This is a genomic window from Psychrobacillus sp. NPDC096426 (assembly GCF_044762745.1).
Lineage (GTDB): Bacteria > Bacillota > Bacilli > Bacillales_A > Planococcaceae > Psychrobacillus.
Map to the genome: position 1 here is coordinate 1 of NZ_JBIWEX010000035.1, position 19,874 is coordinate 19,874.

14 protein-coding genes and 1 pseudogene are annotated in these 19,874 nt (G+C 38.0%); 9 read left to right on the forward strand and 6 right to left on the reverse strand.

From position 1 onward, the window contains the following. Nucleotides 1-311: 311 nt before the first annotated feature. Nucleotides 312-1,799 (reverse strand): catalase, encoded by a 1,488-nt coding sequence (locus ACIQYS_RS20540; RefSeq protein ID WP_402984294.1) that lies wholly within the window; start codon nucleotides 1,797-1,799, stop codon nucleotides 312-314. 176 nt (nucleotides 1,800-1,975) lie between these two features. Then, nucleotides 1,976-3,238 carry a threonine ammonia-lyase IlvA gene (gene ilvA, locus ACIQYS_RS20545; RefSeq protein WP_402984297.1) on the reverse strand — a complete coding sequence of 421 codons (1,263 nt, stop codon included), beginning with the start codon at nucleotides 3,236-3,238 and terminating at the stop codon, nucleotides 1,976-1,978. Between the two features lie 187 nt (nucleotides 3,239-3,425). Here ilvA and ACIQYS_RS20550 point away from each other — a divergent pair, with 187 nt between their 5' ends. Next, nucleotides 3,426-4,346 carry a DMT family transporter gene (locus ACIQYS_RS20550; RefSeq protein ID WP_402984369.1) on the forward strand — a complete coding sequence of 307 codons (921 nt, stop codon included), beginning with the start codon at nucleotides 3,426-3,428 and terminating at the stop codon, nucleotides 4,344-4,346. Then, the gene (locus ACIQYS_RS20555) at nucleotides 4,343-5,092 is read left to right on the forward strand and encodes an IclR family transcriptional regulator (RefSeq protein WP_402984300.1); all 750 of its coding nucleotides are present in this window, start codon (nucleotides 4,343-4,345) and stop codon (nucleotides 5,090-5,092) included. The genes ACIQYS_RS20550 and ACIQYS_RS20555 overlap by 4 nt, the downstream gene beginning before the upstream one ends. A 282-nt stretch (nucleotides 5,093-5,374) precedes the next feature. Here ACIQYS_RS20555 and ACIQYS_RS20560 read toward each other — a convergent pair whose 3' ends face one another. Together ACIQYS_RS20560 and pxpB are read right to left on the reverse strand one after the other, a co-directional pair. Next, complete coding sequence (locus ACIQYS_RS20560; RefSeq protein ID WP_402984303.1) at nucleotides 5,375-6,361, reverse strand: 5-oxoprolinase subunit C family protein; 987 nt, start codon at nucleotides 6,359-6,361, stop codon at nucleotides 5,375-5,377. Then, a complete protein-coding gene (gene pxpB / locus ACIQYS_RS20565) occupies nucleotides 6,358-7,086 on the reverse strand; it encodes a 5-oxoprolinase subunit PxpB (RefSeq protein ID WP_402984306.1) in 729 nt (242 codons plus the stop codon). The genes ACIQYS_RS20560 and pxpB overlap by 4 nt, the downstream gene beginning before the upstream one ends. A gap of 260 nt (nucleotides 7,087-7,346) precedes the next feature. Between pxpB and ACIQYS_RS20570 the strand changes: the two genes are divergently transcribed. From ACIQYS_RS20570 to ACIQYS_RS20580, 3 genes are read left to right on the forward strand one after another with little or no spacing between them, the layout of a single operon-like run. After that, entirely contained in the window at nucleotides 7,347-8,108 is a 762-nt protein-coding gene (locus tag ACIQYS_RS20570) for a LamB/YcsF family protein (protein ID WP_402984309.1), read from the forward strand. Between the two features lie 12 nt (nucleotides 8,109-8,120). Then, on the forward strand, nucleotides 8,121-9,341 hold the full coding sequence (locus tag ACIQYS_RS20575; RefSeq protein WP_402984312.1) for an NRAMP family divalent metal transporter: 1,221 nt from the start codon (nucleotides 8,121-8,123) through the stop codon (nucleotides 9,339-9,341). A 17-nt stretch (nucleotides 9,342-9,358) separates the two neighbouring features. Beyond that, nucleotides 9,359-10,150, forward strand: coding sequence for a putative hydro-lyase (locus tag ACIQYS_RS20580; protein WP_402984315.1), 792 nt, complete (start codon nucleotides 9,359-9,361; stop codon nucleotides 10,148-10,150). Nucleotides 10,151-11,110: 960 nt separating this feature from the next. Here the strand turns inward: ACIQYS_RS20580 and gltC are convergent. Continuing rightward, complete coding sequence (gene gltC / locus ACIQYS_RS20585) at nucleotides 11,111-12,013, reverse strand: glutamate biosynthesis transcriptional regulator GltC (RefSeq protein ID WP_402984318.1); 903 nt, start codon at nucleotides 12,011-12,013, stop codon at nucleotides 11,111-11,113. Nucleotides 12,014-12,134: 121 nt separating this feature from the next. Between gltC and gltB the strand changes: the two genes are divergently transcribed. From gltB to hisF, 4 genes are all read left to right on the forward strand, one after another. Then, nucleotides 12,135-16,667: a glutamate synthase large subunit gene (gene gltB / locus ACIQYS_RS20590; protein WP_402984320.1), complete on the forward strand. Its 4,533-nt coding sequence runs from the start codon at nucleotides 12,135-12,137 to the stop codon at nucleotides 16,665-16,667. 17 nt (nucleotides 16,668-16,684) lie between these two features. Next, nucleotides 16,685-18,163: a glutamate synthase small subunit gene (gltD, locus tag ACIQYS_RS20595; protein WP_402984323.1), complete on the forward strand. Its 1,479-nt coding sequence runs from the start codon at nucleotides 16,685-16,687 to the stop codon at nucleotides 18,161-18,163. Between the two features lie 99 nt (nucleotides 18,164-18,262). Next, the gene (gene hisH / locus ACIQYS_RS20600) at nucleotides 18,263-18,862 is read left to right on the forward strand and encodes an imidazole glycerol phosphate synthase subunit HisH (protein ID WP_402984326.1); all 600 of its coding nucleotides are present in this window, start codon (nucleotides 18,263-18,265) and stop codon (nucleotides 18,860-18,862) included. Between the two features lie 13 nt (nucleotides 18,863-18,875). Further along, nucleotides 18,876-19,649, forward strand: coding sequence for an imidazole glycerol phosphate synthase subunit HisF (gene hisF / locus ACIQYS_RS20605; RefSeq protein WP_402984328.1), 774 nt, complete (start codon nucleotides 18,876-18,878; stop codon nucleotides 19,647-19,649). A gap of 102 nt (nucleotides 19,650-19,751) precedes the next feature. Here hisF and ACIQYS_RS20610 read toward each other — a convergent pair. Next, a pseudogene (locus ACIQYS_RS20610) lies at nucleotides 19,752-19,841 on the reverse strand (YjcZ family sporulation protein); the annotation flags it as partial. Nucleotides 19,842-19,874: the final 33 nt, after the last annotated feature.

Here is a 19,874-nt window from a genome sequence, read left to right on the forward strand (position 1 = left end):
AAATCATTCCTTCGAATCCAGTGTATAAAATTCAAAAAGTGATAGTCTACAAGAGAAGGTTGGATTATCATTTACACAAAAATATTGACAGTCCCCATTACTACTTTGTGAGTTGGTAATGCTTTAGTTTTCAATATTATTAATTTCCCAGTGTAAACTTACGTTTGATTGTCTTTTCAACTAAAGGTTAGCTTTACCTTCAAAAGCAAATAAAAATAATATAGAAATAGTCTAGTTCATAATGAGCTAGGCTGTTTTTTATTATGAAACAAAAAGCACCGCAAAATGCGGTGCAATTAGATAAAGTGATCTTATTCAGCAAAAGCTAAAGCTGCTTCTACTTCGCCCCATGGAATATCCAATGCTTCTGCTACACCTTTACCATACGCAGGATCTGCTTTATAGCAATGAGTGATATGACGCAGTTGAATATGTTTGTCTACGCCTTGCATGTTTCTACCAGTGTTTTCAAATAACAATTGTTGTTGCTCAGGGCTCATTAAGTTAAATAATTTACCTGGTTGCTCGAAGTAGTTACTATCATCTTCGTGGAAGTCGTAAATATCTGCAGCACCATCAAGTGCTAATGCTGGATCTTTAAATTCCGGTTGTGATTTCCATTGACCATACGTATTTGGTTCGTAGTGAAGTGTTCCACCTAAGTTACCATCTGTGCGCATTGCTCCGTCTCTATGGAACGAGTGAACTGGGCATTTTGGTTGGTTAACTGGAATTTGGTGGTGGTTAACACCTAGACGGTAACGTTGTGCATCACCATAAGAGAATAGACGACCTTGTAGCATTCTGTCAGGAGAGAAGCTAATTCCTGGTACTACGTTAGCAGGTGTAAATGCTGCTTGTTCTACTTCTGCAAAATAGTTTTCAGGGTTACGGTTCAATTCCCACTCACCAACTTCGATTAATGGATAATCTCCTTTATACCAAACTTTTGTTAAATCGAATGGATTGTCTGGGTGATTTTTTGCTTGTTCTTCTGTCATCACTTGGATGTACATTTTCCATTTAGGGAAGTTACCTTGTTCGATATTTTCGAAAAGATCGCGTTGGTGACTTTCACGGTCTTTCCCAACTAGTTCTTCTGCTTCTTGGTCTGTTAAATTCTCAATTGGTTGCTCCGAACGCATGTGGAATTTCACCCAAACGCGCTCATTTTCAGCGTTAATCATACTGAATGTATGGCTACCAAAACCGTGCATATTGCGGTAAGTTGCTGGAATACCACGGTCACTCATAACGATTGTAACTTGGTGAAGTGCTTCTGGAAGTGAAGTCCAGAAATCCCAGTTATTATTTGCACTACGCATATTTGTTTTTGGATCACGTTTAACTGCATGATTTAAATCTGGGAAGTTAAGTGGATCACGGAAGAAGAATACTGGCGTGTTGTTTCCAACTAAATCCCAGTTCCCTTGTTCTGTGTAAAAACGCATAGAGAATCCACGGATATCACGTTCTGCATCAGCTGCACCACGTTCACCAGCTACCGTTGAGAAACGTACGAACATTTCTGTTTCCTTTCCAACTTCCGAGAATAACGCCGCTTTTGTATATTTTGTAATATCATTTGTTACAGTGAATTTTCCGTATGCTGCAGAACCTTTCGCATGCATACGACGCTCAGGAATTACTTCTCTATCAAAGTGAGCTAATTTCTCTAATAACCAAACGTCTTGTAGTAATAGGGGACCTCTTTTACCAGCGGACATCGAGTTTTGGTTATCTACTACAGGTGCGCCAGCTGCAGTTGTCAATTTGTTGTTGTTTTGATTTTCTGACATTAATAATTCCTCCTAGATTAGAATTCTTATAATTCAATAATGATTATATCAAAGGAAAACGAATATTGCTAGAAATCAAATGTGACATTTTAATAATTTTTATCTATTACTTATTCTTTCTCCCGTAAATCAAATGATAAATTCATTGGTATACCAAGCTATTTGCTAATAGCAATTTAAATTAGTAGACCAAATAATGTGCTATCTTTGTTTACTTCTTTGTACGAAAATCCATTCTCAGTTAATCGAGAAATAAGTCCGTCGTAGTCTTCTCTATGTTTTAATTCGATTCCTACAAGTGCAGGACCGCTTTCTTTATTGTTTTTCTTCGTGTATTCAAAAGTCGTAATATCATCTTCTGGTCCAAGTACTTTATCTAGAAATTGGCGGAGTGCTCCAGCTCTTTGTGGAAAGTTCACGATAAAGTAGTATAGTAGACCTTCATACATAAGCGATTTTTCTTTTATTTCTTGCATTCTACCAATATCGTTATTCCCGCCACTAATGACACAGACCACAGACTTCCCTTTAATTTCCTCTTTATGAAAATCGAGCGCAGCAATCGGCAAAGCACCGGCTGGTTCTGCGATAATCGCGTGTTTATTGTATAAATCTAAAATAGTGGTGCAAACTTTTCCCTCTGGTACAAGGGTTATATTATCTACGTATTTTTTACAAGTTTCGTACGTTAAATTACCGGCACATTGTACAGCCGCACCATCTACAAACTTATCGATTGTATCAAGTACCACTGGTCCTAAATTATCAAAAGCAGCTTTCATACTTGCAGCTCCGGCCGGTTCAACACCGATTATTTTCGTAAGAGGGGAGAGGTTCTTTATATAAGTGGAAAGTCCAGCTACTAATCCGCCGCCACCTATACTGCCAAACACAAAATCTATTGGTTCTTCGATATCATTCATAATTTCAATCGCAACCGTTCCTTGGCCAGCTATAATGTCGAGATCATCGAATGGATGGATAAAAATTCGATTTTCCGCTTCTGCATAAGCTGTTGCACTAGCTGCAGAGTCATCAAAAGTATCTCCAGCAAGCGTAATCTCTACATATTCACGACCGAACATTTTTACTTGGTCAATTTTTTGTTTTGGTGTTGTTAATGGCATGAAAATGTTAGCGGATATTCGTAAATGAGCACATGCATAAGCTACGCCTTGTGCGTGATTTCCTGCGCTTGCACAAACGACTCCTTTTTCTCGGGCTTCTTGTTCAATGGTCTTAATTTTGTAATAGGCGCCTCTTAGTTTAAACGAACGAACATGTTGTAAATCTTCTCGTTTAATGTAAATGGTCGCTCCATATTTTTCCGATAAATAGTCGTTTTTTTGCAAAGGGGTATGTACAACTACATCCTTTAAAAATTGATGCGCAATCAGTACATTTTCTACTTGAACGGATTTCGTGTTTGTTACTTGCATAATATTGATGCCAACCTCCAATTAGTAAGTCACTAAGTACTAGTTCATTTTAACACACTAAATTGTGAAAACTCTATATTTATCGGATAATTCTTAATTATCCAATGAAAATCTAGTAGGCTGTATTATTCTTTAGGTGTATAGTGGAAGTAAAGAGTTGGTTTTGTAGGGAAGGGAAGTTGTGAACTTGCATAAGTTATTCTTAAATTCAACAGTTGTATTATTATTCCTTGTCTTTTTATGGGGTGCCTGTTGGCCAATTTATAAATCTGCAGTACCATACACTCCGCCTTTATTGTTTGCCGGAATGCGCGCTTTTATTGGTGGATGTTTACTAGCAATTGTATTGTGGAAGAGACGGGATAAGATTAACTGGCGCGAAAATTGGCGTTTGTATTGTATTACTGCTTTTTTTAATACGGTTTTATTTTTTGGGATCCAAACAGTTGGGCTTAATTATTTGCCGGGTGGGTTGTTTTCTATTCTAGTCTATTTTCAACCTGTTTTACTAGGTTTGTTTGCTTGGATTTGGTTAGGGGAAATGATGACTCCTGTTAAAATAATTGGTTTATTCATAGGCTTCCTCGGAATTGTCGTCGTTAGTCTAGATGGATTAACTTTTCATGTTTCTGTCATAGGAGTTGCCTTAGGATTGCTTACTGCTGTAAGTTGGGCTTTTGGAGTAATTTATGTAAAAAAAGTAAGTGATCGATTAGACGCGTATTGGATGGTCTCTTTACAATCGATTATTGGTGGTGGATTTTTATTAGGGACCGGGAACATTTTTGAAAAATGGTCGGATATTATATGGAACGGTACATACTTATTTGGAGTAGGTTATGGTGCAGTTTTTGGGGTTCCAATTGCGTATATTCTTTATTACAAACTGATTAATGAAGGGGAGGCAAGTAAAGTTGGTGCTTTTACTTTTCTTGTGCCAATTATTGCCGTCTTTTTAGGAGCTGCTTTTTTAGGCGAACCGATTACTTATCTGCTCCTTATTGGATTAGTAATGGTAGGTTTAAGTATTTTTATCGTTAATTATCGGGGGAACAAGGAACTTCTTAGCTTTAGAAAAACAACTAATAAAATAAAGGAGAGTATATGAAGAATAAAACAGTCGTTCGTTCCATGGATATTTTAAACTTATTTATTGAACATGCTGCGTTGACATTTCAAGATATCATAGAACTATCGAATATTCCTAAAACATCAGTTTATAGAATGCTCCTAACTTTAGAGGAAATGGGTTTTATTGAAAAAGGAGATGACTCTAAATATCGTTTAGGTCTTCTATTTCTTACTTACGGAAATCTCGTTTCATCGAGATTAGATATTCGACAAATTGCCTATCCTATTATGCAAGATTTACATAAAGAGTTAAAAGAAGCGATAAACTTAATTGTGAAGCAAGGTGATGAAGCGATTTATATTGAAAAAGTTGATATTTATCAAAAAGTTCGATTATATACTGCAATTGGAAGAAGGAGTCCATTATATGCTGGGGCTTGTTCGAGAGTACTATTGTCATTTTTGCAAGATGATGAAATTGAAGGTTATATAGAAAATGTGGAATTAAAACCTATCGCGCTAGGGACAATTATAAACAAAGAACAATTGCTAGAGAGTATCCAATATGCAAGAACTAGCGGCTATACCATAAGTCATTCAGAGTTGGAAAACCATACATCAGCAATTGCAGCACCTATTTTTAATTTTAAAGGGGAAGTGATTGCTGGAATTAGTATCGCTGGAATTGAAGCAAATTATCAAAATGAAAATGTAGCAATTTTTGCTGAAAAAGCAATGGCTGCCGCAAATGAGATTTCCGAAAAACTAGGCTACCATAGATAAGAAAAAAGTCCTCTGATTAAAATGATTAGAGGACTTTTTTGTCGTTTAGGTAGTGATGAAAAATTTGACATGTGGATAACAGTCTACAAGAACTTCACCGTTCAGACTCCAGCACCTTGCCCCTCGGGATCAAATGTGAAAAAGCTGTAGTGGCTGGGGAGCTGCCTCCTGGGCCGCACGATGCGGGTCATGCATCCGTTGCCACAGGATGTGGCGTACTTTGGATGCCTTCCCGCCCCATTTGCCTGTCGGAGCAGAGACAGGCAAATGCGCTTTTGTTCATTAATGAAACAGTTTATAGTGTATAGCGGTTTTTAAGTTATTTATGAACTGTTCATTTTGTACTAAAACAGTTTCAGCTTCTTTTAGTGTGACTTCCGTAAATCGGATTGTTGCCCTTGGTTGAAGTTGTGCCAGACTTGGTAAGTCGGCAGTAATTACTTGTCCAAATTTAGGATAACCTCCAGTAGTTTGTCTGTCTGCCATTAGAATGATAGGTTGACCATTAGGAGGAATCTGAATGGTTCCAAATGTAACACCTTCTGATAATAGTTCGAATTTTTCCGAGAGTGATATAGAAGGGCCTTCTAAGCGATATCCCATGCGGTCGGATTGAACTGTTAATGTATAGGACTGTTGAAAAAATGTTTGTTGGTTTTCTTTATCGAACCGTTCAAACTCTGTGCCTTTTAGTACACGAATGATTAAATCTTGTTGGAAATTTATTAGTTCATTGAAATTAATGGACCATGAGATATTTTTATCATCTAGTTGTTGAAGAAGTGCTTCACTTGTTTTATTTTTCTCACCAATTTTTAAGAAATCCCCTTTTTTTAGAGCTCTACCTTCATATCCACCAATATTCGCTCGGAGATATGTACTTTTGCTACCCATAATTTGAGGGGTATTTATGCCGCCCGCGAAAGCGACATAAGCTCTACTTCCTTTAATAGCAGAATTGAACTTTAAGATTGAATTTTTCTTTATGAGCACAGGACGCCATAAAGGGGCAATTATTCCATCAATCGTAGTAAGAAAATCGCCTCCTGTAATTGCGATTAACGTATCTTCTTCAAATTGAAGAGTTGTTCCATATAATGTAATCTCGAGTGTAGCTTCGTTCTCTTTGTTTCCAACTAAAATATTGGCAAGGCGTAAAGAATAGCTATCCATTGCACCACTAACAATAACTCCATACTTTTGGGAACCGTATCTCCCGATGTCTTGAACTGTTGTGAGCAGTCCAGAGTGTAATACGTTTATACTCATTGTTTCATCTCCTTATACTCTAAGTATTCACTAGGAGAAATAGGTGTAAATTTAATAATATCTCCTGATTGAAGTAAAGTCGGAGGAGACATTTGCGGAAGAAACAAATCTAGTGGAGTTCTTCCGATAATTTGCCATCCTCCGGGAGTTTCCATTGGATAAATTCCAGTCTGTTTACCAGCAATTCCTACGGATCCAGGCGGTATGGATAAACGAGGTGTTTCTTTGCGTGGGGTTGCAATGCGAGTATCCATTCCACCCATAAATGGGAAACCAGGAGCAAAACCTAGCATATAAACTAAACATTCACTTTCAGAGTGAATTCGAATTACTTCTTCTGGAGTCATGTTATGATACTGGGCAACATTTTCTAAATCAGGTCCAAATTCACCACCATAACATACGGGTATAGAGACAAGCCTTGGATTTTCATTTTTATTAATCTTAATTTGCTCCACTAAATGATTCATATGCGTACAGACTTTTAAAAAAGCAGTTGATGTTCCCATTTGTGACATATGTACAGTATATGGATTGTAATAAACGGTTATATTATTGTAAGCAGGTACCAGTTCTATAAATCCTTCAAATGGATTATTAGTTAATAGTTCTGAAAGATTTTTAACTTTTTCATGAATTAACGAATCTATACCTTCACCAAGCTGTACGATTAATGCAGAATCTCCCAATGGTTTCATGGTGGCTTTTATCTGTTGATTGGGCACAAAAACAGCTCCTTTAGTTTCGAAATACGGCACTTCAGTTCCTAAAAATGAATTATAGTAATAATTATAATTCTCTAAAAACAAATTACAAGTCAAAATATGCCTAATGCTAGAATGTAGTAAACAAAAATAGTCTCTATTCAGAAAAATCTAATTGTGCTAAAATTGTTTTAAGTTTCAAAACTTTAGTTCCTTAATTCGGAACCAAAAGCATTTAGAGTGTTGTAGCAGTATAATTTTTTCATCAGGAGGGGATATGAATGTTTCGAGTAGATTTGAATTGTGACCTAGGGGAAAGTTTTGGTCGATATAAACTGGGAGAACAAAAAGAAATATTGAAATATGTAACTTCGGCTAATATCGCATGTGGATTTCATGCTGGAGATCCAAGCGTAATGCGAGAAACAGTCAAGTTAGCAATAGAAAATGGCGTGAAGATAGGTGCACATCCTGGATTGCCTGATTTAAATGGTTTTGGTAGAAGAGAAATGAATATTACTCCTCAGGAAGCTTATGACATCGTTGTTTATCAGATTGGTGCTTTAAATGGATTTTTAGCTACTTTTGGAGAGCAGATGCAACATGTGAAGCCGCATGGAGCTTTGTATAATATGGCTGCTAAGGACTCCGAGCTCGCGCAAGCAATAGCTAAAGCAGTTTATGACGTTTCTCCTTCATTAGTATTATTTGGATTAGCGGGTAGTAAATTAACGGATGCTGGAGAAAAAAATGGTTTACATACAGCCCATGAAGTATTTGCAGATCGTACTTATCAGTCAGATGGATCACTTACGTCTCGTCAGCAAACGGATGCACTTATAACGGACACGAATAAATCTGTTGCACAAGTAGTTAAAATGGTCACTGAAGGAAAAGTAATTTCTCAACAAGATACAGAAGTGTTGATAAACGCGGATACGGTTTGCATTCATGGGGATGGAGAACATGCTGTATCTTTTGCTAAATATATTAAAGAAACTTTGGAGAGTAACAGTATTGTAGTTTCCGCAGTGTTCGAATAAGGGGAGAATTTTATGGGAAAGTCAAAAATAAAGACAATTGATACAAATAAGAAAGTTGGAAAAAGCGTCTTACTTGGTGCAGCATTTTTAATGGCTACATCTGCCGTAGGACCAGGATTTTTAACACAAACGACGGTCTTCACGCAGCAACTTGCTGCAAGTTTTGGATTTGTTATTTTAATTTCTTTATTACTTGATATTTTTGCACAAGTGAATGTGTGGAGAATCATCGCTGTTTCAGGTTTGCGCGGACAAGAGATCGCAAACAAAGTATTACCGGGTCTTGGAGTACTTTTAGCAATTCTCATCGTCATGGGTGGATTAGCATTTAATATTGGGAACGTTGCTGGAGCAGGTCTAGGTTTAAATGCAATGCTTGGTATGGACCCGATTACAGGGGCTATTATAAGTGCGGCATTTGCAATCTTTATCTTTGTTGTAAAAGAAGCAGGAAAAGCGATGGATAAAGTTGCTCAAATTGCAGGTTTTGTGATGATTATTTTAATGGTGTATGTTGCTTTTATTACATCACCACCAGTTGGAGAAGCAGTTATCAATACATTTGCTCCATCTGAAATAAGTATATTTGCCATAGTAACACTTGTTGGTGGTACAGTTGGAGGCTACATTACTTTTGCAGGGGGACATCGCCTTTTAGATGCAGGAGTTAAAGGTGTGGAATCATTACCACAAGTTACAAAGAGTTCTGTAACTGGTATTGCTGTGACAGGTATTATGCGAATTGCACTATTTTTAGCAGTACTTGGCGTTGTAAGTCAAGGATTAGCAATTGATCCTGAAAATCCACCGGCATCCGTTTTTAGACTTGCAGCTGGTGAAATTGGTTTTAGAATGTTTGGTGTTATTATGTGGGCTGCCGCAATCACCTCTGTAGTAGGAGCTGCTTATACATCTGTATCATTTATTCGCTCATTCCATCCAATGATTGAAAAATATCATAACTGGATTATTATTCTATTCATTCTAGTATCGACCATAACTTTTGCCTTAGTTGGACGTCCTGTCAATATCCTCCTTCTTGTAGGTGCGTTAAATGCACTAATTTTACCGTTGGCACTGGGAACAATGTTAGTAGCTGCATACAAGAAAAATATTGTCGGTGATTATAAACATCCACTTTGGTTAACAATCACAGGGGGGTTAGTAGTCGTTATAATGGGAGTGTTAGGTATTATGACTCTAATTGAACAAATTCCATTGCTTTTTAAATAAGAGGGAGTGAATCACAAATGAGTAACTACACAACAATGGCTCCAAGTGAATTACGTAAACTTATTAGTAATGGGGAAATCACTGGGCCAACAGCTGGCATGGCAAAAGGGTACACACAAGCGAATTTAGCTATCTTGAAGAAAGAATATGCATTCGACTTTTTATTATTTTGCCAACGAAATCCTAAATCATGTCCTTTAATAGATGTAACCGAAGTAGGTTCCTATATCCCAAGTTTAATTGCTAAAAAGGCTGATATTCGGACGGATATTCCAAAATATCGCATATATAAAGATGGCGTATTTTCAGATGAAGTGACGGATATTACAGATTACTGGGAAGAGGATATGGTCGCATTCTTAATAGGTTGTAGTTTTACATTCGAAACGCCATTATTGGAAGCAGGTATTCCAATTAGACATATCGAAGAAAACTGTAATGTACCAATGTATAAAACAAATATTCCGTGTGAAAAAGCTGGAATTTTCGAAGGGCCAACTGTAGTAAGTATGCGTCCGATGTCGCATGAAGATGCGATTCGAGCTATTCAAATTACTTCCCGTTTTCCAGGTGTGCATGGAGCTCCAATCCATATTGGAGATCCAAGTCAAATTGGAATCATGAATATAGCTAAGCCTGACTTTGGGGATGCTGTAACGATTAAAGAAGGAGAAATTCCTGTGTTTTGGGCTTGTGGAGTAACCCCTCAAGCAGTTGCGATGCAAAGTAAACCTTCTATTATGATAACGCATGCACCTGGTTGCATGTTCATAAGTGATTTGAAAGATGAAAAATTGAGTGTTTTATAATCAATATTTTAAAGGTAGATGAATAAAAAACAGGAGACCGTGAATCCCACGATTTCCTGTTTTTTCATGGCTTAGAACCTACTTATCAGTACCGACTTGCTAAACCAAATATTATGCAGTTTTTAAAATGTCTGGATCTAGAAAGTGGCTTAGGGCACAAACCGGTCATCGAAAGCAATCATTTCTTTCTTAAAAGATCGAGTTAATTTGGATAAAGATAACGATAAATATGCGACATCATCGAAATAGATGGTTGCATGAAATGAACTTGGAGGGAGGATTGTCCAAGTATTTGAGGAGATCGTCCAAGTTATATATACGATTGTCCAACTTTGGTAAGAGATCGTCCAAGTACTATGAAATTGTCCAACTTTCGTGCTAGATTGTCCATCTATTTGCGAAGATTGTCCAAGTTTTATATACGATTGTCCAACTTTGGGAAGAGATCGTCCAAGTACTTTGAAATTGTCCAACTTTCGCGCTAGATTGTCCATCTATTTGCGAAGATTGTCCAAGTTTTATATACGATTGTCCAACTTTGGGAAGAGATCGTCCAGGTTCTATGAAATTGTCCAACTTTCGTGCTAGATAGTCCATCTATTTGCGAAGATTGTCCAAGTTTTATATACGATAGTCCAACTTTGAGGAGAGATCGTCCAAGTTCTATGAAATTGTCCAACATTCTCGCTAGATTGTCCATCTATTTGAGTTGATTGTCCAAGTTATTATTCTGTAAATACTCCACTGATTCTAAGGTAGAATGCTAATTAGGGTTAACAAATATTGCGTAGTGGACATGAAAAATCTAATTCTTTGATGACTGCAGATGCTAAATTAGCAAGAAATTCCTATTGATTGAAGCTATGCCCACGGAAAGCGTCCGCCCTGTAGCGAAAATGATTGCGGACACTTTATTCAACTAGCTAAGTCGCAATATCTATAAATTGCGCAAATTATTCTTCATTGATATTGACGAAGCACTGCAAAAAAACGGATGACAAATTGATGGAACACCTTTTCAGATGGAGATAGCTCGCGTGTTGCGGGGCTAATGATGCCAACTGTTCTTCTAATAATCGGCGTTTCAATTGGTAACTTCACTGTAAATCTCTGTGTTGAATCATAAAAAGAACTTTCTGGTAGAAGGCTTACCCCCATACCTGCAGCAACTAACCCTTTAATCGCATCCATATCTTCCCCTTCAGAAGAAGTGTTCGGCGTGAACCCAACAGAATGACAAGCTTCTAGTGCAATCTTACGTAATATATAACCTTCTGGAAATAAAATAAAATCATCTTCTAACAAATCTTTCAGATGAATTTTCTCTCGTTTTGCCAATCTATGTGAAGAGGGTAAAAGTGCCGAAAAGTTTTCGGTAAATAAAATAGATGTATTAATCGAATGATCCTTCGGAGGAAGTGGTCCCAAAAAAGCAAGATTGAGCTCTCTGTTTTTCACAGCATCGATTAAAAAATTATACGACCCTTGTCTTAAATGAAAAGCAACTTGGGGATATTCTTTCTTAAAAGCTGAAATGACAGTTGGCAAAAAATGCCCAGCTAAACTAGTAGGAAAGCCGATTTTTATCGTCCCTTTATCCGGATCTAAATATTCGTCTATCTGTTTTTTTGCATAATCAATTGCTTGTAATGCAGAAATACTATGCTCTAAAAAAATTTTACCAATAGGTGTTAACTTCACATTTCTTCCGACACGTTCAAACAATTCCACTCCAAGCTCATCTTCTAAATTAGCGATTTGTCTACTCACAGCTGATTGTGCCACATGCAAATGAATAGCCGCTTCTGAAATATGTTCCCGTTCTGCTACTTCGATAAAGTACCTCAACTGGCGTAATTCCATCATTTCCTCCTAATCTATCTAATAATGAGATGATTTATATCCAAATTATATATTGTTTGTATTAGTTTGAAAACATACAATATTCCTAAGTTAGTTTCCGAAAAAAGTTGGAGGGATTCATATGACATTTCATCAATTACCGAACGCACAAGGCATGTACGATCCAGCGTTTGAACATGACGCATGTGGAATCGGTTTATATGCTCATATAAAAGGTAAGCAAACACATGACATTGTCAAAAAAGGATTAGAAATGTTATGCAGGTTAGACCACCGTGCAGGACGTGGCAGTGATGGCCAAACAGGAGATGGTGCGGGTCTTATGGTGCAAATCCCGGATGTATATTTTCGTGTTGTTTGTAACGAATGGAATTTGCCGAGAAGCGGGGCATACGGCGTTGGAATGCTATTTTTTACAAATAACATGGAAGAACGCGAAGCAATTGAGCAAAAGATAAACGAGACGATCATCGCAGAAGGGCAAAACCTAATCGGATGGCGTACTGTGCCAATTAACGCGGAGTGCTTGAGTGAAAAAGCAAAAGAAACGGTACCAGTCGTTCGTCAAGTATTCATCAAGGCAGTAAACACGATGGATTCACTTGCATTTGAACGGAAATTATACGTCATAAGAAAACAAGTGGAGTGCTGGGCACTAGAACATCAGAAAAAATTCTATTGTGCAAGTCTTTCTAGTCAAACAATCGTTTATAAAGGTTTGCTCACACCAGAAGAAGTAGATCTTTTTTACGTAGATTTGCAAGATGAGTTATTTACATCTGCATTTTCATTAGTACATTCTCGCTATAGTACGAATACTTTTCCAAGTTGGGAAAGAGCGCATCCAAACCGATACATTGTCCACAATGGGGAGATCAATACATTAAGAGGAAATATTAACTGGATGAAAGCTAGAGAACAACAATTTGTATCGAAAGCATTTGGAGAAGATCTTCCCAAATTGTTGCCGATCATTGATACAAACGGAAGTGACTCTTCCATGCTTGATAATGCCTTTGAGTTCTTTATACTTGCTGGTAGATCACCTGCACATACGGCCATGATGTTAATACCAGAACCTTGGACGGAAAACCTGCATATTAGTGATGAGAAAAAGGCTTTCTATACTTATCACAGTAGTTTAATGGAGCCTTGGGATGGACCGACTGCCATTTCATTTACTGATGGGAAACAAGTTGGAGCTATTTTAGATCGGAATGGGTTACGTCCTGCTCGCTATTATGTAACAAAAGACGATTATATTATTTTCTCTTCGGAAGTAGGAGTTGTAGATGTAGAAGAAGAAAATATTTTGATCAAAGAACGTTTAAGTCCCGGCAAAATGCTACTTATCGATTTGGAACAAGGTCGTATTATTTCAGACGAAGAAATAAAATCCGAGATGGCGAATGCACTACCTTACAAGCAGTGGTTAGACGAAAATTTAATCACGATTACATCCGAAAATGAAAAACCAGAGCTAATAGATGATCTTTTATTCAAGCAAAAAGCATTTGGTTACACATATGAGGATATTCAAAAATATATCGTTCCAATCGCCTTCGATGGCAAAGACCCAATTGGATCAATGGGTAGCGATATACCACTTGCCGTGTTATCGGATCGCCCGCAATCGTTATTCCATTATTTTAAACAACTATTTGCACAAGTGACCAATCCACCAATCGATTCGATCCGGGAGCATATTGTCACGTCGACAATGACATTACTTGGAGCAGAAGGGGACTTACTACATCCAACTGCACAAAATAGCAATCGAATCTTTTTAGACATACCAATTTTAACGAATAGCCAGTTTAAACAGCTGACAAATATGAAGTCAAAACATTTTCAAAGTGCAACAATCTATTTGGATATGTCGGAAAACTTAGAAAATGATTTAGATGAAATTTCTAAAAGAGCAGATGAATATATAACACAAGGAAAAACTTTGCTGATCTTGTCCGACCGACAGTTAAACGTAAATCAAGCAACCATTCCTGTACTACTCGCAGCAAGTAGCCTTCACCAACATTTACTGCGCACAGGGAATCGAACGAAAGTAAGTATTATTGTGGAGTCTGGCGAAGCAAGAGAGGTTCATCAATTCGCAGCACTTATCGGTTTCGGTGTGGATGCTATTAATCCTTACCTTGCCTATGCAACGATTGCAGAAGCGATTATAAATGGCCATATTGCGACAAGTTACACAGAAGCTATAGCGAAATATAGTAAAGGCATAGCCGATGGTGTTGTAAAAGTAATGGCCAAAATGGGGATATCCACGATTCAGAGCTATCGAGGAGCGCAAATTTTTGAAGCGGTAGGGATTAATAAAGAAGTAATTAATCGTTACTTCACAGGAACAGTATCAAAACTAGGCGGAATTGATTTAGAAACGATAGCCAAAGAAGCAAATAAACGCCATCAAGAAGCGACAAATTCCAAAGGTCCTTCTTTAGATTCGGGTAGCGATTTCCAGTGGAGAAGTACAGGAGAACATCATGCGTTCAACCCAAAAACGATACACACATTGCAGTGGGCTACACGAAAAGGGGATTATGGTTTATATCGGCAATATGCGGAAATGGCAAATGAAGAGCGTATTGGATTTTTGCGTAATTTATTGACATTCAAAAAAGACGTTAAACGTATACCAATAGAAGAAGTAGAGTCAGTGGATTCTATTGTCAAACGATTTAAAACCGGAGCGATGTCATTCGGTTCACTCAGTAAAGAAGCGCATGAAACACTTGCTATTGCTATGAACCGTATTGGTGGTAAAAGTAATAGCGGAGAAGGTGGGGAGAATCCAAGTCGGTATGAATTAGATGCAAACGGAGATAATCGTCGAAGTGCTATTAAACAAATTGCGTCCGGTCGATTTGGTGTAAAGAGTCACTATTTAGTGCAAGCCGATGAGCTACAAATAAAAATGGCGCAAGGGGCAAAACCGGGAGAAGGGGGTCAGTTACCTGGCAACAAGGTATATCCTTGGGTAGCGGATGTCCGTGGCTCTACTACTGGAGTAGGATTAATATCTCCGCCACCGCATCATGATATTTATTCGATTGAAGATATGGCGCAATTAATCCATGACTTAAAAAACGCTAATAGATCGGCACGTATAAGTGTAAAACTAGTCGCAAAATCTGGAGTTGGTACGATTGCTGCTGGTGTTGCAAAAGGTACGGCAGATGTCATTGTCATTAGTGGATATGACGGAGGAACAGGTGCTTCTCCTAAAACGAGCATAAAACATACGGGACTTCCTTGGGAGCTTGGACTTGCAGAAGCACATCAAACGTTAATGTTAAATGGACTTCGTGATCGAGTCAGACTTGAAACAGACGGGAAACTGATAACTGGTAAAGACGTAGTGATGGCTGCATTACTCGGAGCAGAAGAATATGGTTTTGCAACTGCTCCATTAATCGTTTTAGGGTGTGTCATGATGCGTGCTTGTCATTTAGATACTTGTCCGGTTGGTATTGCTACACAAAATCAAGAGCTCCGTGATAAATTCGCTGGTAGTGCTGATCATGTTGTCAACTTTATGAAATTCGTAGCAGAAGAAGTACGTGAATATATGGCACTGCTTGGATTTAGAACGGTAGAAGAAATGGTAGGACGAACGGATGTGCTAGAAGTGAGTGGCCGTGCAAAAGAACATTGGAAAGCGAAACAGCTGAATTTAGCGGCTCTCCTATATCAGCCGAATGGAACACGAACGTTTAAAACGTTCCAAAATCATAAAGTAGAAAAATCATTTGATATGAGGGAATTATTACCGAAAGTAGAACATGCCATTTTAAACGAATCAAAAGTGGAGTTGAATTATCCGATTTCAAACACGGACCGTGTAGTAGGCACGGTAATTGGAAGCGAAATTTCTAAGCTATATGGTGCTAGAGGATTAGCGGATGATTCCATTACACTTCGATTTACGGGAAGTGCCGGTCAGAGCTTTGGCGCGTTTATACCAAAAGGCATGTCGATGTATGTAACTGGAGATGTAAATGATTATTTTGGAAAAGGACTATCAGGGGGGAAACTGATTGTTTCGGCACCTTTAAAAGGAGCTGCAGAACGGAATGTTATTGCTGGTAATGTTGCGCTTTACGGTGCAACAAGTGGAACTGCATTTATTAATGGTCGTGCTGGGGAGCGATTTGCAGTTCGAAATAGTGGAGTAGATGTTGTAGTAGAAGGTATTGGCGATCATGGCTGTGAATATATGACGGGTGGTCGTGCCGTTATATTAGGGGATGTAGGAAAAAACTTCGCTGCAGGAATGTCAGGCGGAGTAGCGTATGTACTTGTTGATGACTTGGACGGATTTAAAGAAAAATGCAATATGGAAATGATCGGATTAGAACGAGTAGAAATGTCAGAAGAAAAGTATGTCATTCGCCAGCTAATAATGGATCATTATTATTACACGAAAAGCACGAAAGCAATGAACATACTTGATAAATGGGATTTCTTTGTCACAAAGTTTGTAAAAGTAGTTCCGAATGATTATAAGCTAATGCTGGAAAAAATTACTGAATTGAAAAGGAACGGTTTATCAGATGATGCAGCAGCAATGCAAGCATTTCTAGCCACTTCTGTAAAACAAGATAAGAAGCAAAAACCACTAGTAAATAAATAAGAGAGGGGGAATAACAGATGGGTAAACCTACTGGATTTATGGACTATAAGCGAGAAAAAGGGAAGGAGGAAGCCCCTCTTAAACGTATTAAAAATTGGAAGGAGTATGCTTCCAAGTTAACGGATGAGGTACTTCAAAAACAAGGTGCGAGATGTATGGATTGCGGGACTCCTTTTTGTCATATGGGGATTGAAATACGAGGAGCAACTGCAGGCTGTCCTATTAATAATTTAATCCCGGAGTGGAATGATTTAGTTTATAAAGGGAAATGGCAAGAGGCATTGGAAAGACTTTCGATGACAAATAATTTTCCCGAATTTACTGGTCGCGTTTGTCCAGCTCCTTGTGAGGGTTCTTGTACACTTGCTATATCAGATCCAGCAGTATCAATCAAAAATATTGAAAGGACAATTATAGATAAAGGCTTTGAAAATGGTTGGGTAATACCTAGAATTCCGCAGGTGCGTACAGGGAAAAAAATTGCTATCGTAGGATCAGGACCTGCTGGACTTGCAAGTGCCGATGAACTCAACCAAGCTGGTCACTCTGTAACCGTCTTCGAGCGATCGGACCGTGCTGGAGGGTTACTTACTTACGGAATACCTAATATGAAGTTAGAAAAAGAAGTGGTTGAACGTCGAATTCAGTTATTGAAGCAAGAAGGAATCGATTTTGTATTAAATACAGAAATCGGTAAAGATATTTCTGTAGAGCAATTAAAAGAACAATTCGATGCAATCATTTTATGTATCGGTGCACAAAAACAACGAGTGCTTCATATAGAAGGTAGCACCTCAAACGGGGTTCATCTTGCTATGGATTATTTAACGACAACAACAAAAAGTTTACTAGATTCTAATTTTGCAGATGGTCAGTTTATCGATACGAAAGGAAAAGACGTCATTGTAATTGGCGGGGGAGATACTGGTGCTGATTGTGTGGCGACTGCAATACGTCAAAAATGTAAATCGGTTGTCCAGTTCGGGAAACATCCCCAATTACCTGTTTCCAGAGCGGAAGATAATTTATGGCCAACCGATCCAATAATTTATAAGCTAGAATATGCGTATGAAGAAGCAGCAGCAAAATATGGTAAAGATCCTCGTGAATATTTGATTCAAACGACGAAAATGGTTCCGGATGCAAAAGGGAATTTGAAAGAGCTCCATACAATTCAAATGGAAAAAATATTAGGAGAAGATGGATATCATTTTTTCCGAGAAGTTCCTGGCAGTGAAAAGATTTGGCCTGCACATTTTGTGTTTGTTGCAATAGGATTTGAAGGTCCGGAGCTAACACTTCCAAACCAATTTGGTGTGGACATCGTAAACAAAAAAATTGCTGCATCAAGAAAGGGTTATGCAACGAATGTGGAAGGTATATTCACAGCTGGAGATGCGAGAAAAGGGCAAAGTTTGATCGTTTGGGCGATTAAAGAAGGGCAAGAAGTCGCGAAAAAAGTAGATGCATATGTAAGCAAAAAGCCGGTCACTTAATAAGTGACTGGTTTTAACTTGCTAGTGCACTAAAGTTTTTGTTTTATTTTTTGAGGTGAAGTGTCATAATAAAAACATACTAACAGTGGAGGCAGAACTATGATTGGCATAATCGATTATGGAGCAGGGAATTTACATAGTGTGTTAAAGGCAATCGATCGTCTAGCGTATCAAACGAAGCTTATTACTAAACCAAGCGATCATGATGAGGTGATTACGAAACTCATTTTACCAGGCGTTGGAAATGCGAAAGTTGCGATGAACGTGTTAAACGCAACAGGTTTAGCAAATTATTTAAAAGAAGAAGTCGCAAAAGGTACTCCACTTCTAGGCATTTGTTTGGGAATGCAGCTCCTTCTTGAAACAAGTGAAGAAGGGAATGTGGAATGTTTAGGCTTAATCAAAGGAAGTGTTCCCGAATTTTATGAAACGGTCGAAAAGGTACCTCATATGGGTTGGAACCAAGTGAAGGATGTCCAAAACCATTTCTTATTTCATCATATCCCTCAAAATTCAGACTTTTACTTTGTACATTCTTTCTATGCGAATCCTACAGATAAAGAGGATGTTTTAGGGATTACTGATTACGGATTTGATTTTGCAAGCGTTATAGGGAACGAACAAGTAATGGGCGTACAATTCCATCCGGAGAAAAGTGGTAAATATGGTATTCAGTTATTAGAAAACTACTGTAAATAAGGAGTAATCGTATATGCTTAGAAAAAGAATTGTTCCAGCAATCGATGTGTTGAATGATAAAGCCGTAAAATATGTACAGTTCCGAAATCCAACGATTATTGGAGATCCAGAGACGCTCGGAAGAAAATATACGGAAGATGGAGCAGACGAGTTAATCTATCTAGACACAACTGCTTCTCTAAAAAACCAAGACCTTAAACTTGAGTGGATTCAAAGAGTTGCAGAGCAAGTTTATATACCCTTTTCCGTTATAGGTGGAGTACGGACAATCGATGATTTTAAGCGTTTACTTCGTGCTGGTGCCGATAAGGTAGGCGTAAATTCAGCAGCAGTTAAGCGACCAGAACTCCTTAGAGAAGCTGCTGAAACTTATGGTAAACAATGTGTCGTTTTAGGGTTAGATGCGATGCCTATTTACAATGAACAACAAGAAATTATTCACTGGGAAGTGTATACACATTCAGGTCATGAAAAAACAGGAATGGACGTCGTTGAGTGGGCACAGCAAGCAACAGATCTTGGTGCTGGGGAAATCATTTGTACAAGCATTCATAAAGATGGTATGAAAAATGGATATGATGTCGAGTTAATCAAATTACTTTCTGAAAAAGTAAATGTCCCGATTATCGCTTCTGGTGGAGCAGGAAAACTTGCGCATATTGAGGAAGTTTTTACCGATGGACAAGCGGATGCAGCACTAATAGCATCTATGATTCATTATGGAGACTACACAATCTCAGACATAAAAGAATATTTACATAAAAAAAATATTAACATTCGAAGATAAAATAAAAGGAATCGGTAAATTTTAACCGGTTCCTTTTATTTAATGAAGAAACAGTATACAAAAAGGAGGAAAACTAGACTTGTCTACTGAGGAGGTTGTTAGTTAGTTCCGACCAAAAATTCCTGCACCAACGATAATAAGAAGGATGAACAATACAACGATTAAAACAAAGGATGAGCCACCACCGTAGCCACCACCGTAATAGCCACCTCCATAGCCACATCC